This is a genomic window from Argonema galeatum A003/A1, assembly GCF_023333595.1.
Taxonomy (GTDB): domain Bacteria; phylum Cyanobacteriota; class Cyanobacteriia; order Cyanobacteriales; family Aerosakkonemataceae; genus Argonema; species Argonema galeatum.
The window spans coordinates 89,764-105,588 of the sequence record NZ_JAIQZM010000012.1 but is presented as its reverse complement, the minus strand read 5'-3'; the positions used below and the strand labels follow the sequence as shown (position 1 = coordinate 105,588).

General features: G+C 43.7%; 17 protein-coding genes. 11 read left to right on the top strand and 6 right to left on the bottom strand.

Features of this window, described 5'->3' with window-relative positions:
• Positions 1-18: 18 nt before the first annotated feature.
• Positions 19-225, bottom strand: coding sequence for a hypothetical protein (locus LAY41_RS14965; RefSeq protein ID WP_249099133.1), 207 nt, complete (start codon positions 223-225; stop codon positions 19-21).
• Between the two features lie 235 nt (positions 226-460).
• Between LAY41_RS14965 and LAY41_RS14960 the strand changes: the two genes are divergently transcribed.
• From LAY41_RS14960 to LAY41_RS14935, 6 genes are all read left to right on the top strand, one after another.
• Positions 461-1,750, top strand: coding sequence for a response regulator (locus LAY41_RS14960; RefSeq protein ID WP_249099131.1), 1,290 nt, complete (start codon positions 461-463; stop codon positions 1,748-1,750).
• Between the two features lie 91 nt (positions 1,751-1,841).
• Entirely contained in the window at positions 1,842-2,204 is a 363-nt protein-coding gene (locus LAY41_RS14955; RefSeq protein WP_249099128.1) for a response regulator transcription factor, read from the top strand.
• Positions 2,205-2,302: 98 nt separating this feature from the next.
• The gene (locus LAY41_RS14950) at positions 2,303-2,857 is read left to right on the top strand and encodes a chemotaxis protein CheW (protein WP_249099125.1); all 555 of its coding nucleotides are present in this window, start codon (positions 2,303-2,305) and stop codon (positions 2,855-2,857) included.
• 180 nt (positions 2,858-3,037) lie between these two features.
• On the top strand, positions 3,038-6,577 hold the full coding sequence (locus tag LAY41_RS14945; protein WP_249099123.1) for a GAF domain-containing protein: 3,540 nt from the start codon (positions 3,038-3,040) through the stop codon (positions 6,575-6,577).
• Between the two features lie 316 nt (positions 6,578-6,893).
• Positions 6,894-10,166 carry a hybrid sensor histidine kinase/response regulator gene (locus tag LAY41_RS14940; RefSeq protein WP_249099119.1) on the top strand — a complete coding sequence of 1,091 codons (3,273 nt, stop codon included), beginning with the start codon at positions 6,894-6,896 and terminating at the stop codon, positions 10,164-10,166.
• Positions 10,167-10,235: 69 nt separating this feature from the next.
• Positions 10,236-10,808 (top strand): Uma2 family endonuclease, encoded by a 573-nt coding sequence (locus LAY41_RS14935; RefSeq protein ID WP_249099116.1) that lies wholly within the window; start codon positions 10,236-10,238, stop codon positions 10,806-10,808.
• A gap of 101 nt (positions 10,809-10,909) precedes the next feature.
• On the opposite strand, the gene LAY41_RS14930 is transcribed toward LAY41_RS14935, so the two are convergent.
• From LAY41_RS14930 to LAY41_RS14920, 3 genes are all read right to left on the bottom strand, one after another.
• On the bottom strand, positions 10,910-11,155 hold the full coding sequence (locus LAY41_RS14930) for a hypothetical protein (protein ID WP_249099114.1): 246 nt from the start codon (positions 11,153-11,155) through the stop codon (positions 10,910-10,912).
• Between the two features lie 271 nt (positions 11,156-11,426).
• The gene (locus LAY41_RS14925) at positions 11,427-11,855 is read right to left on the bottom strand and encodes a type II toxin-antitoxin system VapC family toxin (protein WP_249099111.1); all 429 of its coding nucleotides are present in this window, start codon (positions 11,853-11,855) and stop codon (positions 11,427-11,429) included.
• Positions 11,856-11,857: 2 nt separating this feature from the next.
• Positions 11,858-12,070, bottom strand: coding sequence for a transferase hexapeptide repeat containing protein (locus LAY41_RS14920; RefSeq protein ID WP_249099108.1), 213 nt, complete (start codon positions 12,068-12,070; stop codon positions 11,858-11,860).
• 149 nt (positions 12,071-12,219) lie between these two features.
• On the opposite strand from LAY41_RS14920, the gene LAY41_RS14915 reads away from it, so the two are divergent.
• The 4 genes from LAY41_RS14915 (at position 12,220) to LAY41_RS14900 (ending at position 13,875) form a co-directional block, all read left to right on the top strand.
• Positions 12,220-12,483 carry an AbrB/MazE/SpoVT family DNA-binding domain-containing protein gene (locus LAY41_RS14915; protein ID WP_249065354.1) on the top strand — a complete coding sequence of 88 codons (264 nt, stop codon included), beginning with the start codon at positions 12,220-12,222 and terminating at the stop codon, positions 12,481-12,483.
• A complete protein-coding gene (locus LAY41_RS14910) occupies positions 12,470-12,862 on the top strand; it encodes a type II toxin-antitoxin system VapC family toxin (protein WP_249099105.1) in 393 nt (130 codons plus the stop codon). Before LAY41_RS14915 ends, LAY41_RS14910 begins: the two co-directional genes overlap by 14 nt.
• A gap of 264 nt (positions 12,863-13,126) precedes the next feature.
• Positions 13,127-13,384, top strand: coding sequence for a UPF0175 family protein (locus LAY41_RS14905; RefSeq protein WP_249099103.1), 258 nt, complete (start codon positions 13,127-13,129; stop codon positions 13,382-13,384).
• Complete coding sequence (locus tag LAY41_RS14900; protein WP_249099098.1) at positions 13,384-13,875, top strand: PIN domain-containing protein; 492 nt, start codon at positions 13,384-13,386, stop codon at positions 13,873-13,875. Before LAY41_RS14905 ends, LAY41_RS14900 begins: the two co-directional genes overlap by 1 nt.
• 160 nt (positions 13,876-14,035) lie before the next feature.
• Here LAY41_RS14900 and LAY41_RS14895 read toward each other — a convergent pair whose 3' ends face one another.
• Positions 14,036-14,647 (bottom strand): AHH domain-containing protein, encoded by a 612-nt coding sequence (locus LAY41_RS14895; RefSeq protein ID WP_249099095.1) that lies wholly within the window; start codon positions 14,645-14,647, stop codon positions 14,036-14,038.
• A 4-nt stretch (positions 14,648-14,651) separates the two neighbouring features.
• A complete protein-coding gene (locus LAY41_RS14890; RefSeq protein WP_249099091.1) occupies positions 14,652-15,128 on the bottom strand; it encodes a hypothetical protein in 477 nt (158 codons plus the stop codon).
• Between the two features lie 197 nt (positions 15,129-15,325).
• Here LAY41_RS14890 and LAY41_RS14885 point away from each other — a divergent pair, with 197 nt between their 5' ends.
• Positions 15,326-15,814 carry a helix-turn-helix domain-containing protein gene (locus LAY41_RS14885; RefSeq protein WP_249099088.1) on the top strand — a complete coding sequence of 163 codons (489 nt, stop codon included), beginning with the start codon at positions 15,326-15,328 and terminating at the stop codon, positions 15,812-15,814.
• The last annotated feature ends 11 nt before the right edge of the window (positions 15,815-15,825 follow it).

The following is a 15,825-nucleotide window of genomic DNA, read 5'->3' as shown; positions in this document are numbered from 1 at the left end:
TCTGCTGCAAAATTTCTATCAATTCTCCTGGTTTGGTGCAGCTAAACGCAAGGCGTTTCCTCTTTGACGTGCTGCTTCAAAATAGCGACTATTTTCCGCTTCTAAACGGGCAATAAATTCATCTAATTCAGCGATATTTCTGTCCATGCGTTGCACTACTTCACGCAAGCGGGTAACAGAACGCGCCCTAGTTTCAGCATCGGGAATTCTGGGTTGATTGCTCACAGCAGTGTTTTGAGCGTGTAATCTAAGGGTAAACACTTAGGTTTAATAATAGCTTAATATTAAGATCTTTAAAATTAAAAGTAAGCTGCCCTCTCACTTACAACTGATATTGTTGTTTTGTTAAGGATTTTTTAAGATTTATAACTTTTAGTTTTTTGCAATCCAGCAAAAGTAAGATAAAGATATGTAATTTAAATCACACTAAATCTTTGCGAAATGCTTCTAGGGAACCAGGATGACTACCAACAATTTAGCTACTGACAAGCTGAGCGACCAAATTCAAAGTTATAGCCAGAGGCAATTCACTGGGAGGCTTGATATACAGGGAGCAACTACTTGGAGCCTTTACTTTTGTCTTGGTCGCCTTGTCTGGGCTACCGGGGGAGTACATCTGCACAGAAGGTGGAACCGGCTTCTGACTCAATACTGCCCCCAGATACCTCCTAATGGTGTCCGCCTCCGAGAGACAGAACTATCTAGATACTGGGAGTATCAAGTTCTGACTGTTTTGGTGAAGCGGCAGAAGATCGCAGGGGAACAAGCTGTGGCTGCGATCAAGAGCGCCGTAGCGGAAGTATTATTCGATATTCTACAGCACCAGGAGAAACAGCCGCTAACATTCACTGTCGATCGAGAAGATGTGTTGGATGCGTCGCTAACCTTAATGAACCCAGCACAAGCTCTCCAAGAGTCCCAACAGGTTTGGGAAACCTGGTGCAAAGCTGGTTTAGGGAATTTATCTCCAAATTTTGCTCCTGTACTCAAACAACCAGAGGAACTGCAAAAGCTGGCCTCACCCCGCGTTTATCAAACCCTGGTAAAGGTGATTGACGGAAAACATAGTCTGAGAGATTTGTCGATTTTTATTAAGCAAGATTTACTTTTGTTAGTGCGATCGCTCCTCCCCTATATCCGCAAAAAAATCATCGGACTGGTAGAAATTACGGACGTGCCTCAACAAGCCGTAACCCCCATAACCGCCACAACCCCCACAATCTCATCGCAAACAAGCCGGGAAGAAGCACGCATCCCCCCTACTGCACCGCCCCAACCGCCAGTTTCATCAGCTAGACCCTTATCCTCACCGCCTGGGCCACCAGTTTTATCACGTAGACCCTTAGTGGCATACGTAGACGATAGCGTACTCGACTGCCAAATAATGGAGGATATTCTTAACAAAGCTAACTATGGATTTCTCAGTATCAAAGATTCCATGCAAGCTTTGCCCCTGCTGCTGCAACACAAACCAGATGCAATTTTCTTAGATCTGGTTATGCCAGTTGCTAACGGCTACGAAATTTGCGCCCAGATCCGGAGAATTTCATCTTTTAAAAACACACCCATTATTATTCTCACCGGCAATGACGGTATAGTTGACCGAGTTCGCGCCAAAATGGTTGGGGCAACTGACTTTTTGGCTAAGCCGGTAGTAGCCCAAAAAGTACTGGCAGCCCTCCAAAAGCACTTAAATTCTTCATCTTTTTCAGAGTCTGCACCTCCATTGTTGCACTATCAAGCTTTGTAAAGAGGTAATGGGGAATTTTAGATTTGAGATTTTAAATCTGCCATCTAAAAATTCAAATTACCGCTTGCAAATCGTCATTTAAGAGGATTGTATGAGTACAGTATTAGTAGTTGAAGATAGCTTGACGGACATGGAAGTCATGACTTCCTACCTGCAACAAGCTGGGTTATCTGTGGTTACTGCCAAGAGTGGTGAAGAGGCTCACGAAAAACTGCATTCACACAAGCCAAACTTGATTATTCTTGATGTCGTCTTGCCCGGTCAAAGTGGGTTTGAACTGTGCCGAGAAATAAAAAGCGATCCGGAGACTAACCAGATTCCAGTAGTCATGTGTTCCACAAAAGATACTGATGTTGACAAAATGTGGGCTAATATGTTAGGTGCGGATGCCTACTTGCCCAAACCCGTAGAGCAGACAGAATTGCTGCGTACAATCCGACAACTAATGAAGTAGTCATTAGTCATTAGTCATTAGTCAGTTGTTTTTGTACTATCCACTATCGACTAAGGACTAAAAAATGAACAATGAACAATTAACAATAACTAAAAAGTATGGTTGATTCTGTAAAACAGGTTTCCGCGCTTACCCGTGTTGCGCCTATTCGTAAAGCAGCAGCTTCCGCAGAGGCAGAGAAATTTTTACGCTTTCAGCTAGGCTCAGAAGGTAAAGCTTTGCTTCCCGTTAATATTATCAGCCAGGTAATGCGGGTATTGGGGGCTGATATTCTGCCGGTTCCTCAAATGCCTAGTTGCGTGCTGGGAATTTACAACTGGCGCGGGGAGATGCTGTGGCTGGTGGATATCGGTCAACTAATGGGATTTCCAGCCTTGTGCGAACTTTCTGTTGGTAAGGGGGGAGTTGGGGGGGATTTGATGGCGATCGCTATCCAAGTAAACGACCAATATCTAGGATTAGTCGTTTCGCAAATAAGCGATATCGAATTGCACGATATCCAACAAATACAAGTCCCTTCCATAGGATTGTTCTCTCCAGAAATAATGCCTTATTTGCAGGGTTACTTAGTTGCAGCGAATAACGAAGTTTTGATGGTACTTAATGCTGAAGCGCTAGCACAAGCTCCTCTTTGGAAGAAATTTCAAAGTTAATAGGACTTACGCTTTTCTCCCCCCTAGCCCCCCAAATCTGGGGGGAATGAGGAGGGGCCCCCCAGATTTGGGGGGGCGGGGGGGCAAAACCAAGGTTTTTGCGTAAGTCCTGGTTAATAAAATCCTTTCATCCAAAATCCTTTCATCCAAAATCCAAAATCGATTGACTGAGGCTTAATCATGACTGCGTACTACCAAAGTAATCAAACCGAACAAGAAACTAACGGTAATAAAGGCGATCGGCCCCAGATAAATGGCAGTTCCCCTATCCGCATAATCGCTACAGCATTGGGCAGCTTAAAATCAGACTTAGAAAAATCGGTCGTATGGAAAACACCGGAATTCCAAAATAAAGTGCTGCGGATAGAAAGTTTGGTGGCCAACGTAGAGCAAAAATTTAAAGCCACCTGGGATACAAGCATTCAAGCACAATTTAAGAGCGAGCGAGACAAATTATTTGCGATCGCATCTACAATTCGCCAAGCACCAGACGTAGATACCAAACTAAGAACCGCCGTCATCGAACTGCGGAAAAACCTGCAAGCCGATCGCGTACTGATCTATCGCTTCAACGGAGATAGCTTTGGGGTCGTCGTAGCAGAAGCAAGCGAGCGAGAATTGACTTCATCCTTGGGACAAAGTTTTGCCAGCAGTTGTTTTGGGGCCGATCGAGCCTCAGATTATTTATCTCGGCAAGTTGTAGCAATTGATGATATTTCTGCCAACGAAATCACCCTTTCTCAAATGCAGTTGCGGGAGAATCTGCAAGTAAAAGCAACTTTAAGCATACCCCTGTTGATGGATGAAAAAGTATGGGGTTTGCTGGTAGTACAACAGTGCAGTACAACCCGTCATTGGCTGGAAACAGAAATCAACTTAGTTTATCAGATTGCCATAGAACTCTCCATGATTATGCAGCCGCATGAATTCCGCGTGCAGTTGCAACGTCAGGTGGAACAAGAGCAAACCTTGAACAAAGTTATCAGTCGCATCCGACAATCCCAGGATCTGGATACCCTATTCAAATCAACTAGCCGAGAAGTCAGACAGCTACTTAATGCCGATCGCGTGGCAGTGTTTCGCTTCTTTCCTGAAAAAGGCTTTGACGAAGGAGAATTTATCTCCGAGGATGTCCTATCTAGCTACACTTCAACATTGGGATTAAAAGTACGCGACCACTTATTCGGAGAACAGTTTGCTCCTCTATATCGGCAGGGTAGAATCCAAGCGGTTGCTGATATCCACAATTCGGGAATGTCCGAATGTCACGTTGAGTTACTCGCCCAATTTCAAATCCGAGCTAACTTAATTGTGCCCTTAATAAACGGAGAAGAATTGTGGGGATTGCTTTGCATCCACCAGTGCAATGGCCCGCGTCAGTGGCAAACCCATGAAATTGATTTTGCCAAGCGAATTGCCGCTCAATTTGGGGTTGCTTTGGGTCAAGCGAACTATCTGCAACAACTGAAAGATAAATCGGAACAGTTAACTGTTGTAGCCGAACGGGAGAAAAACTTTATTCAGATTATCGGTAAAGTTGGACAATCAATTGCCGATAAGATTCAGAATTCCCAGGACATCGACACAATTTTCAAAACAACCACTCAACAAATCCGACGGTTGTTAAGTGCAGATCGAGTAGTAATTTATCACTTCAATCCCGATTGGAGCGGTACATTCATGGCCGAGTCCGTTGCTACCGGCTGGACGAGTCTAGTAAACAATCATTCAGATGATAACCACTACGTAGACGACATTGTTGATTATGGCGGTACGCTACAACGAAAGGGAGCCAAATTCAGAGTTGCCGACACTTATTTGCAGCAAACTAGAGGAGGACATCGCCACGAACGCCACAATTTCGTAGTTGATGATGTCTCCAAGGCAGGTTTTCCAGATTGCTACATAGAACTTTTGGAGCAATTTGAGGCCAAAGCCTACATACTTGTGCCGATTTTTGCAGGAGAAAAGCTTTGGGGCTTAGTTGGTGCTTATCAAAACACAGGTTCTCGTCATTGGGAAGAGTCTGAGGTGAATTTGCTGACTCAGATTGGCACTCAATTAGGAGTAGCCTTGCTGCAAAGCGAAAGCATCAAACAATTGCAGAAAAAATCTGAAAAACTGGGTGAGGTAGCACAACGGGAGCAAACGCTAACTAAAGTTATCGACAAGATTCGGCTGTCGTTAGATGTTAATAATATCTTCAAGACGACTACCCAGGAAATGCGACAGTTGCTCAATTGCGATCGCGTGGCAGTTTATCAGTTCCAACCCGACTGGAGTGGGATATTTGTGGCAGAGGCGGTAGGCGGTAGCTGGAGGAAATGGGTCGGCCCCGATTTTACCACCGTTTGGGAAGATACCCACTTGCAAGAAACCCAAGGCGGTCGATATCGCAACAATCAAAAGTTTGCCGTCGAAGATATTCACTCCAAAGCTGATGATGTCACCAAGGCTGGTTTGTCTCGCTGTCACGTCGAAATGCTGGAGCATTATGAGATCAAAGCTTATATTATCGTGCCGATTTTTGTGGGCGATACGCTTTGGGGTTTGCTAGCTTCTTATCAACACTCAGATGTTCGTCAGTGGGAAGATTCTGAGGTGAACTTGCTGGCTCAAGTTGGTATCCAAATGGGTGTGGCTTTGCGACAAGCCAAATATGTGGAACAAGTTAAGCAGCAATCTGAGGAATTGGCTACGGCGGCAAAACGGGAGAAGGAAGCAAAAGAGCTGTTGCAACAACGAGCTATTCAGTTGCTGGGTGCTATTCAGCCGACTTTGAAGGGTGACTTGACTGGACGACTTCCGATCACAACCGATGAAGTGGGGACGATCGCGGATGCTTACAATAACATGATTCAAAGCTTACGCAAAATCCTCGTGCAGGTGCAGGCTGCGGCTGGAAAGGTGCAACAGACTTCTCAGGTGAGCGGTTTGTCGATTGAGGTACTCTCTAAGGAATCCCAGCATCAGTTCCAGGAACTCACCCAGGCTCTCGGACAGGTTAAGGCGATGGTAGATTCCACGCAAGCGGTGGCAATAAACGCTCATCAGGTGGAAGTGGCGGTAAAGCAAGCTAACCAAACTGTACGCCAAGGTGATGCAGCGATGAACCGCACGGTGGAGGAAATCATCACAATTCGGGAGACGGTGGCGACAACTGGTAAGAAGATTAAGCGCCTGAGCGAATCATCGCAAAAAATCTCGAAAGTGGTGAATTTGATTCGGGATTTGGCTACTCAAACTAACTTGTTGGCGCTCAATGCTGCGATCGAAGCTACGAGAGCGGGAGAATACGGTAAGGGGTTTGCTGTGGTAGCGGATGAAGTGCGTAGTCTGGCTCGTCAGTCGGCGGGAGCAACAACTGAAATCGAGCAGCTGGTGCAGGAAATTCAATCGGAAACGGGGGAAGTCGTAATAGCGATGGATACCGGCATTCAACAGGTGGTGCAAGGTACTCATCTGGTAAATGAAAGTCGCCAGAGTTTGAATGAGATCGTGACTGCGACGGCACAAATTCAAAAGTTGGTAGAGGGGATTACACAGGCGACTCAGTTGCAAACTCAGCAATCTCACTCTGTGACTGAAACGATGACGAGCGTGGCTGCGATCGCTAACAAAACTTCTGCGGATTCTCTGAATATTTCAGCTTCCTTCAAAGAGTTACTAACAATGGCAGAAGATTTGCAGGCTAGTGTCGGACGATTCAAAGTCAATTGAGTGAAAGAGATTTCAAATTTTAGATTTTAGATTTCAAATTTAAAATTAAGAAAATCTGAAATCTGAAATCTCTTTCAATTGTTCTCATATCTGCGTTCATCAGCGTTCATCCTTCTTTATCTGCGGTAAAAATTAACCTACGATAAAAACAGACAATTTGACGATATCAATCTTACACTAACGATGCGACCGGACATCATAGGCAAAGGCTGAAAGTGCAAGATTTAATTAATTTCAGATTTCAGATTTTCTTAATTAAAATTTGAAATCTCCCATCTAAAATTTGAAATCTCTTTAAATTTGAAATCCAAAAATCATGAGCATTGACACTACTATCCGCGAACAAGGTTATCAATACTTTGTTACAGAAGCGCCAGAACTGTTGCAAGCGATGGAGCAAGATTTGCTAACTTTAAAGTCAGATTACAGCCTTGTTAAAGTCCATAGTCTGATGCGGACAACCCATACCCTCAAAGGTGCCGCGGCTAATATGGGTTTAGAGACAATTAAAACCGTAGCCCACCATTTGGAGGATGTATTTAAGGCTCTTTATAACCCCGATTTGGTGATTGATACGGAGTTGGAAACGCTGTTGCTTCAGGGGTACGAGTGTCTGCGCTTACCTTTGATGCTGGAGATCCAAGGCGGTTATGTGAATGACAGTGAAGTTTTGGATCGGACGGTTTATATTTTTGCCCAATTGCAAGAAAAATTAGGAGATTATTTTGGTCGAGAAACTCATATTCCAACTTCACTTGAACTGGGATTTGATATCACTAAATCTATTTTTGAAGTTGGTGTGAAACAACGGCTGGAAGAGTTAGCAGATGTTTTAAAGAATTGCAAGCCGTGGCAGGTAGATCCAGCTTTACGAGAACAGGCGGAAATTTTTGTAGGCTTGGCGGAATCTCTAAATTTACCGGGGTTTGGTGCGATCGCACAAAAAACTGTTGCGGCTCTAGATCTTCATCCAAAACAGGCAGCTACTATTGCTAAGGTGGCGCTGACAGATTTTTGGCAAGGGTGGGCGGCTGTGGTAGCAGGCGATCGCACCCGTGGTGGAGAACCCTCCTTTACTTTACAACAGCTAGCCGGGACAATTCTGTCAGCAGGAGTGGCTTCGGGAGCAGAGGGGCAGGGGGGCAGAGGAGCAGAGGGGCAGGGGGGCAGAGGAGCAGAGGGGCAGGGGGGCAGAGGAGCAGAGGGGCAGGGGGGCAGAGGGGCAGAGGAGCAGGGGAGTAGGGGGGCAGAGGATCTCTTGAGTGGGGGAGAAAAGGAAAATGAAGAATCTCTTTTCTATGAATCAGATCTGCTATTCTCTAGCTTTCAAGATGATTCAGAAACTCTTGTTGATATAGAAAACTCTGTTGATTTTCCAGAGATATCTTTAGATCCAACGCTGGACGATGTTTTTGGCAGCTTCGCAGTCGATCTTGGTGAAGGGAGTTATGAAATTAACCAACTAGAACAGCAGACAACAGATGCAACGCTAACCGAGGTGGCGAACGATCCCGAAAGCAGGGAAAATCGAGAAAATTCGCAATTCCCAATTCTCAATTCTCAATTCATCAATCAAAAATCCGCAATTCCAGGTAGAAGCCAGGGAACGAGCCAAAATCCAAAATCGGTAGCCCCATCTGTAAGAGTTGAGTTAGAACTGCTAAAACGCCTAAGTCACTGGGCGGGTGAATTGTTGATTAACCAAAATCGGCTGGGTAACATTGCCGAACAAATTCAAGAATCTGTGGTCCGATCGCGCTTGCGCTTGCGACGCCACGAGCAAACAATGAGCGAACTGCGCGACTGGTCCGATCAAATATTTAGTTCTCAGGAACGTCAAAGTGCAAAATGGCAGATTTCAAATTTTAAATTGCAAATTCAACCAGGAAAAATCCCATCGGCAATCTCAAATTTTAAATCTGAATTTAGCTCTAGTTTTGATTCCTTGGAATTGGATACCTACAGCGAACTTCACGTACTGTTGCAGTCTGCCCTAGAAGAAATCGTTCAACTGGAAGAAGCCACAGATTCTACTGACATATTAGCAAGGCAATCCAGTCAAATTATTGAAAAACAGCGACGCCTGTTGAAGAACGTGCAAGATGACATGAGAGAGGCACAAATGTTGCCTGTTGGGGAAATTTTTAGCCGCTTTCCCCGACTCTTGCAACAACTGGCGACAGCTCATCGCAAATCAGTAGAACTTACACTACAAGGTACAGATGTGCTAGTGGATAGGGCGCTGGCAGACAAGCTGTACGATCCCCTCCTGCATTTAGTGCGTAATGCTTTCGATCACGGCATAGAGCTTCCTGAAATTCGATCTAGGTGCGGAAAACCAGAAACAGGTAACGTTGAAATTCGCGCCTATCATCGGGGAAATCAAACAATAATTGAAGTAAGCGATGATGGTCAGGGACTAGATTTAGAGCGCATCCGTCAGCGTGCTGTTGAACTGAATTGGATGTCTGCCGAACAAGCTAAGAGTTTATCTGAGAATGCGGTATTGGATTTATTATTTGAGCCGGGATTTTCCACCGTCTCCCAAGTTAGCGAACTTTCCGGTCGCGGTATCGGTTTGAATGTTGTTCGTTCCCAAATGCAAGCGGTTTCTGGCTCAGTTACGGTTTACTCCGAACCGCAGCGAGGAACTACGTTTTCTCTACAGTTCCCGCTCACTTTAACGGTGGCAAAGTTGATGGTTTGTGAGGCGGGTGGTGCTGTTTATGCGCTGCTATCCGATGCTGTGGAACAGATAATCATCCCTAAATCTGCCCAAATTCAGCAACTGGAAGGTCAAAAAGTTTTGCGCTGGAGTACGGGCAACTCTCAATCTATGGTGCCTGTATATAATATGGCAGATTTGCTTGGTTATACTTCCCATTCCCAAGTCTCTGGTTATAGTCCGTTGCTGCTGCTACGCCAGAATCAGGAACTTTTGGGGTTGGAAGTTGACCAAATCTTGGGCGAACAAGAACTGGTGATCAGACCTTTGGGTAAAGCGATCGCACCTCCGAGCTATGTTTATGGTGGTAGCACTTTAGCCGATGGTCGCCTCACTCTCGTTATTGATGGTAGTGCCTTAGTCGATCGCTTATTTGACAAACTTGTACAGCAGGAGACTCCTAACAGGGAAAAAGAAAATACTCCCGCTCTACCTCTGGCCCCCTCTCCCCCTCTTCACCTGCCATCTTCTTCGCCTAAAATTTTGGTGGTGGATGATTCCATTAGCGTGCGGCAAACTCTGGCATTGCTGCTGCAAAGAGCGGGCTACCAAGTGTTACAAGCGCAAAATGGTGCTGAGGCATTACAGCAAATGCGCCAAAATCGCGCGATCGAATTAGTAATTTGCGATATTGAAATGCCTTCGATGAATGGGTTTGAATTTTTAAATCATCGTCGTCAAGAGCCTGATTTAGCTAAGGTGCCTGTGGTAATGCTGACTTCTCGCCGGGGTGAAAAACATCGCCTCATTTCCCTAGAAATGGGGGCTGTGGGATATTTCACTAAGCCTTATCAAGAAGATGAACTTTTGGGTGCGATCGCAGATTTGCTCAATCCAAAAGTTCCGGCTCTTGTCAATTCTTAACAACAGGCAGCAAAAATCGGAAATCCAAGCTATTTTGGGGATAGGAACGATAAAATTAGGGCAGAAGCGATGACAATAGCACTTCCGACCTCCCTCACTCTGGAAGCTTTCCTAAAACTGCCGGACACTCAACCTGCCAGTGAATTTATTAACGGACGCATTCACCAAAAGTCGATGCCCCAAGGCAAACACTCTCGCTTGCAACTCAAGTTTTGCAACACTGTCAATCTGGTTGCGGAAACCGAAAAAATTGCCCTAGCTTTTCCCGAATTGCGTTGTACTTTTGGTGGGCGTTCTATTGTGCCTGATGCTACAGTGTTTGCTTGGGAGAGAATCACTTTTGAAGCAGATGGCGAAGTTCCCAATGCCTTTGAAATTCATCCCGACTGGACAGTAGAAATTCTCTCGCCCGACCAGAAAGCAACTAAGGTTATTAGTAATATCTTGCACTGCTTGAAATATGGGACTCAGCTTGGATGGTTAATCGATCCAGAGGAGCGGTTGATTTTAGCATTTATTCCTGGACAAGAACCTGTTGAGTTAACGGGGCAAGATCGCCTGCCAATACCAGAGTTTTTTACATTAGATTTGACTGTTGAGCAGGTTTTTGGTTGGCTGAAAGTAGGTCAAATGACTCTTTGAAGAGCATATCCCATTTTGATATTTCCGTCAAATTCTGAAATCATTCCTTCACAAGCCACACTTGAAATCTTTACATGATACTTCATTGTTTAGCTGATAGATTATGGTAGGTTATATTTACGACGCTGTTCTTCTGCAAATGCCTCAAATGAGCGGGATTTACCTACTGCAAAGTCGTCTAAACCACGTTGGATACCTGCGATCGCTTCTGCATAGTCTTGTGCTTCCCACTCCAAAATTTTCACTAATAATTCAGCAGCAACAATAGAAACATCTTTTCCCTGTCTGGCAGCTTCTTCAAAGAGCTTTGCTTCTGCTTCTGGACTAAGTGTTACGGTAATACTCATAGATCGCTACTGGTGAAAGGCTTTAACGTAAGTCTAGCGTAACTCAAGTAGAGGTTGCGGCACGATTCGCTAGGTCTGTCAGCGTAAATAATATAATATGTTTTTATGACCAGAATCATCGAACGCGATATCCCTCCCAACGCTTGCGCGATCGCATTTTGTTCGCTCACGAGGTAGTATTTTTAGAGGGTGCGATCGCAAATTCCGAGTAACTCAGTTACCACTACCGTATTCCCATCAAAGAGATACTATTATCTCTACACTTGGCAGTTCATGCTGTCCAATCCTCTGTCATCAAGCCGCGAACCCTGCTAAAGTCACTAATATTGCGAGTCAACAGCACCAAGTTCCGCGAAAGTGCGATCGCTGCGATCCGTAAATCCATCGTTGCTATACGAACTCGTTGCGATCGTAACTCCTCGAAGACTGTCGCCGCCCCAGGATCGAATGGCAAGATCGGTGCTGCCGAAAACCCTTGAATGATTTCCATCAGGAGGATATATCCACGAACTGTATTAGCAGGTGTTTGGGAACGAGTAATAAAGGTATGAGCGCCAATTACTTGCTCGTGAAAACTGACGATAGAAAAGGCAAAATCCGTAGGTTGGTGGAAAGCGATGCGAGTAGCTAATACTGCATACTCCGCTCCCGATCGCCGTTGTAGAAAGCTAATGTGGTCAGTATCCAACAAGTATTTCACGGCTACTCCGACGCTTCATCTATAGGTTCCTCAGCGTAGCGCAATGACTTTCCGTACTCCAAAGCTTCCAAAAAAGCTGCCTCATCAGAAATTGAACCGATCACCTTTTCCAGCCAATTATTAGCAGTAGGAGTACTGTCAATTCGGCGTTTAAGGTCAGCAACTGTATGCTCGATAGTTGCTAAACGCTGTTCGATTGTTGTTTCGTTTAACATGATTTTCCTCAATAATATTACCCTTGCTACCTCGCAGTATAACATTAGCGATCGCATCCTGTTCGCTCACCAGGTAATGTTTTTAGAGGGTGCGACGCTATTCATGCTAAAATTATTACAAATTTATTACTGGTTGAGATGTCTTTTAAATGGAATTAACACACTTGTCAAGTACGGGTCAAGTTATTATTCCCAAAGCTTTGCGAGATGCTCATCGCTGGGAAGCAGGGCAAGAACTAATCGCAATTGACATGGGTGATGGTATTCTTCTAAAACCCAAAAAACCTTTTTTACAAACTAAGTTAGAGAATGTGGCGGGCTGCCTGAAATATCAAGGAAAACCTAAAAGTATCGATGAATTAGAAGATGCTATTCGTCAGGGTGTAGAGGAGCAGTGGGATGATTGCAGTTGATACAAATATTGTGGTACGACTTCTGACGCAAGACGATGAACAACAATATAATAAAAGTCTGAAACTGTTTCAGGACGAAGACATATTTATTCCAGACACCGTAATTCTTGAAACTGAGTGGGTACTGCGTTTTGCCTACAAGTTTAAGCCAGTCGAGATTTGTACAGCATTTAAAAATCTTTTTGGTTTACCGAATGTTCATATCTCTAATGCAAGTTTAATGGCAGAAGTTCTGCAATGGCATGAGAATGGGTTAGATTTTGCCGATGCTTTGCATCTGGCACAAAGTCAAAATTGTTCGGCGCTATATACGTTTGACGACAAGTTTGTGAAAAGAGCTAAAGAGTTAACGCAGTGTGAGGTTAAGGAACCTTTATAAATGAATTTTTTATTATGAATAGATAACTTCACCTCATCAATCATAACAGCGATCGCATCTTGTTCGCTCACTAGGTAATGTTTTTAGAGGGTGCGATCGAAACTGGCGAGTAACGAATTTTGTTAGATCGGCGTGATAAATATCATTCTAAGCTACAATTGAGAGATGGGAGAGTGCCTACAGCAGGCCACCCGAAAACCCAATTATTTCTGCTAGTTCATTGTTTTTCTTAACAACTAACGATAAGTTTTTGAGCCTGAGTCGATGATGAGTAAATTTGTTGAACCGATTAATATAGAAATATCGCCTGCTTCTCTGGGTCAAGGCGAACAAGCAATCCGGCAAGAAATTGCTTTGCAACTATACGCCCAAAATATTTTTACCTTTGGTCAAGCACGTCACTTAGCTAATTTATCTGTATGGGAATTTCAACAACTTTTGGGACAAAAAAAGATCGATCGCCATTATAATGAAACAGACTTAGGTGAAGATATTAGCACAATTCAAACAGGTGCTTGGTAGTGACAGTCATTTCTAATACTACACCTCTGATAAATTTTGCTGCCATCAATCGGCTTGATATCTTACAGGCTATGTTTGGACAGATTGTGATTCCCCAAGCTGTATATGATGAAACTACGGGTTCAAATTTCCCCGATTCGCAAGTTGTTCTGCAAGCAATTGCTTCAGGATGGCTTCAAGTTCGTCAAGTCTCGACCATAGCAAGCGAAATTTCCCCAACGCTAGATCAAGGGGAACGGGAAGCAATTGCTTTGGCGATCGCAACTAGCGAGCAGCGAATTTTGTTAGATGAGCGTGAAGCACGTCAAGTAGCTCAAAGTTTTGGGTTACAAGTAATTGGTAGTCTTGGTATTCTCTTGTTGGCAAAAAATAAACAGATAATTCCTCAAGTACAACCTTTACTTGATGCTATGATCCACACAGCCCAATATTGGGTCAGCGCTACACTTTATCAACAAGTTTTACGACAGGCAGGAGAGTTTGTTGAGTAGCGATCGCATTTTGTTCGCTCACCAGGTAATGTTTTTAGAGGGTGCGATCGGCCTGTTGCATACAAACACTGCAAAACTAGGCTAAACTTAGTACAGAAATACCCAACCTCGCTTTGCTATCAGCGATCGTGAGTCGATGATGAGTAAATTTGTTGCGTAGCTACCAAATATCATTGATAGAACCTCCTGTAGTTTCTATGTCCTGTAAATCCTCTCTAAGAGCTTCTATGAGTCCTATCATAACTGCCTCAATTTCACTAGGATCATTCTCCAAACCAGCATCAATAAGAGCGTTCCATTGATCTCGAAGATGATAACGGACAGTTTGAGAATATTTTGAATTTTCGTCGTGACTTTTTCGATGAAACTCTTCTGATAAGAGTATTCTGTTTTCACGACCGTTCATATCTATGTCTGTAAGCTCGATTGCCTGTTGTACCAATTTGGAATCCTTCCAAAGATGTACTGGAATAATATGGTGATCTACAAGCTTTCCACCCCCTAGAGATTTCCCCCCTCGCTTCAGCTTTGCTGCTATTTCTGGAGCTATTATCTCAGAGATATTCAAATGAGTAGAAACCAGCATAGCAAGATCTAATGGTGAGTCTAGACGCTTTCTGAATACAATTTTTCCTTGACTGGGTTCTTTAATAAGAAACTCACTTGCATATGAATCATACATCATCAAATAGTCACCCGGTTTAATATTATACACCGTGTGAAATAGGGAGCCTGCTTGAATAGGTTGCTTTGTCCACTGTGCCATTCCCATGATATTATCTTAACTCACCACTAAGTAGTTTCAGAAGAATCAAGAAGAGAATTTCAATTTCGTCGTCGCTCAAGGCATCTCTCATTTGAGAACGCAATTTTGAGCGATCTAGACCTCTGAGCTTTCGGACAACTTTTTTCTCCTTATCTTCTAGTTGATCGCGCTTTTCGATTTTGTCAAACTGGTCACCAAACTCCTTTAGAATATCTTCAACTGTAGACTTCTGTAATTCTCGTCGGAACTGATTTTGGTCGAAATGGTGTCTTCGCCGTGGTTTATCCCAAGGTGCGGAAATAGGGTTACGACCATCACCTAACCAAAGGTCGAGAAGCCAGAAAATCGTTCCGAGTGTAAACATTGTCGCAATAAAGCACCACTTGATGATGGTTACAACAATGCCAGATACCACGCCTAACACTTGAAGTGTTTTATCTAAACCTGTTTGCGAATTTTCAGATTTTTTAATTTTTTCCTCATCCATATCCATACCTGTGTAATATCTAGAGGGGTTGAAAAGTACGACTCTTTTGGTATAATAGACCGATCGCACCCAAACTGAAAAGCGGAAAAAGACGGATCTTTCTAAAATATTTCTAAAATTGGGATAAAGGCGGAAAAAGACGGATAAAGACGGAAGAAGTCGGGTATAATAACCACAGTTATCTCACATTCCCACTGATGGACAGTCGCGAGGTCTTGCAATTTGTAAATGAAGTTATGTACGCTAAGACGGGAAAACGTCTAAATAACTTACAGCGCGAAGTTATTATGGGAATATTAAAGAAACAAAAGTATGCTGATATTGCAGAAGCTTATGGTTGTAGTCATGGTCATGCGAAGGATGTAGGTTACGAACTTTTGCAAATGTTCTCAGAAATTTTTGGAGAAGCTATTGATAAAAATAATCTTAAATCTGTCTTAGAACGGCAAGGTAATCTAAATATTTCTTTGGGTGATAGAAGCATTAATAGTAATATAGATAACACTATAGTTGGATGCCTAAATATTGGTTCCGATCGGCCCAATCCTACCCCAGATACAAGTCAGCCAGCAACTCCTGACTTTCAGCATAACAATAATAATCAAATTAACCAGGAAAAAATTGATAAATTACGGCAATTTGGCTTAAGCGACGAACAAATTGCAGAAGTGCTAGGTCTACCTTAGCTTTAGGCTGC

Excerpts from the sequence above, each read along its gene's own strand:
- LAY41_RS14960 (WP_249099131.1), top strand. The coding sequence starts at position 461 with ATGACTACCAACAATTTAGCTACTGACAAGCTGAGCGACCAAATTCAA.
- LAY41_RS14955 (WP_249099128.1), top strand. The coding sequence starts at position 1,842 with ATGAGTACAGTATTAGTAGTTGAAGATAGCTTGACGGACATGGAAGTC.
- LAY41_RS14950 (WP_249099125.1), top strand. The coding sequence starts at position 2,303 with ATGGTTGATTCTGTAAAACAGGTTTCCGCGCTTACCCGTGTTGCGCCT.
- LAY41_RS14945 (WP_249099123.1), top strand. The coding sequence starts at position 3,038 with ATGACTGCGTACTACCAAAGTAATCAAACCGAACAAGAAACTAACGGT.
- LAY41_RS14940 (WP_249099119.1), top strand. The coding sequence starts at position 6,894 with ATGAGCATTGACACTACTATCCGCGAACAAGGTTATCAATACTTTGTT.
- LAY41_RS14935 (WP_249099116.1), top strand. The coding sequence starts at position 10,236 with ATGACAATAGCACTTCCGACCTCCCTCACTCTGGAAGCTTTCCTAAAA.
- LAY41_RS14930 (WP_249099114.1), bottom strand. The coding sequence starts at position 11,155 with ATGAGTATTACCGTAACACTTAGTCCAGAAGCAGAAGCAAAGCTCTTT.
- LAY41_RS14920 (WP_249099108.1), bottom strand. The coding sequence starts at position 12,070 with ATGTTAAACGAAACAACAATCGAACAGCGTTTAGCAACTATCGAGCAT.
- LAY41_RS14915 (WP_249065354.1), top strand. The coding sequence starts at position 12,220 with ATGGAATTAACACACTTGTCAAGTACGGGTCAAGTTATTATTCCCAAA.
- LAY41_RS14910 (WP_249099105.1), top strand. The coding sequence starts at position 12,470 with ATGATTGCAGTTGATACAAATATTGTGGTACGACTTCTGACGCAAGAC.
- LAY41_RS14905 (WP_249099103.1), top strand. The coding sequence starts at position 13,127 with ATGATGAGTAAATTTGTTGAACCGATTAATATAGAAATATCGCCTGCT.
- LAY41_RS14895 (WP_249099095.1), bottom strand. The coding sequence starts at position 14,647 with ATGGGAATGGCACAGTGGACAAAGCAACCTATTCAAGCAGGCTCCCTA.
- LAY41_RS14890 (WP_249099091.1), bottom strand. The coding sequence starts at position 15,128 with ATGGATGAGGAAAAAATTAAAAAATCTGAAAATTCGCAAACAGGTTTA.
- LAY41_RS14885 (WP_249099088.1), top strand. The coding sequence starts at position 15,326 with ATGGACAGTCGCGAGGTCTTGCAATTTGTAAATGAAGTTATGTACGCT.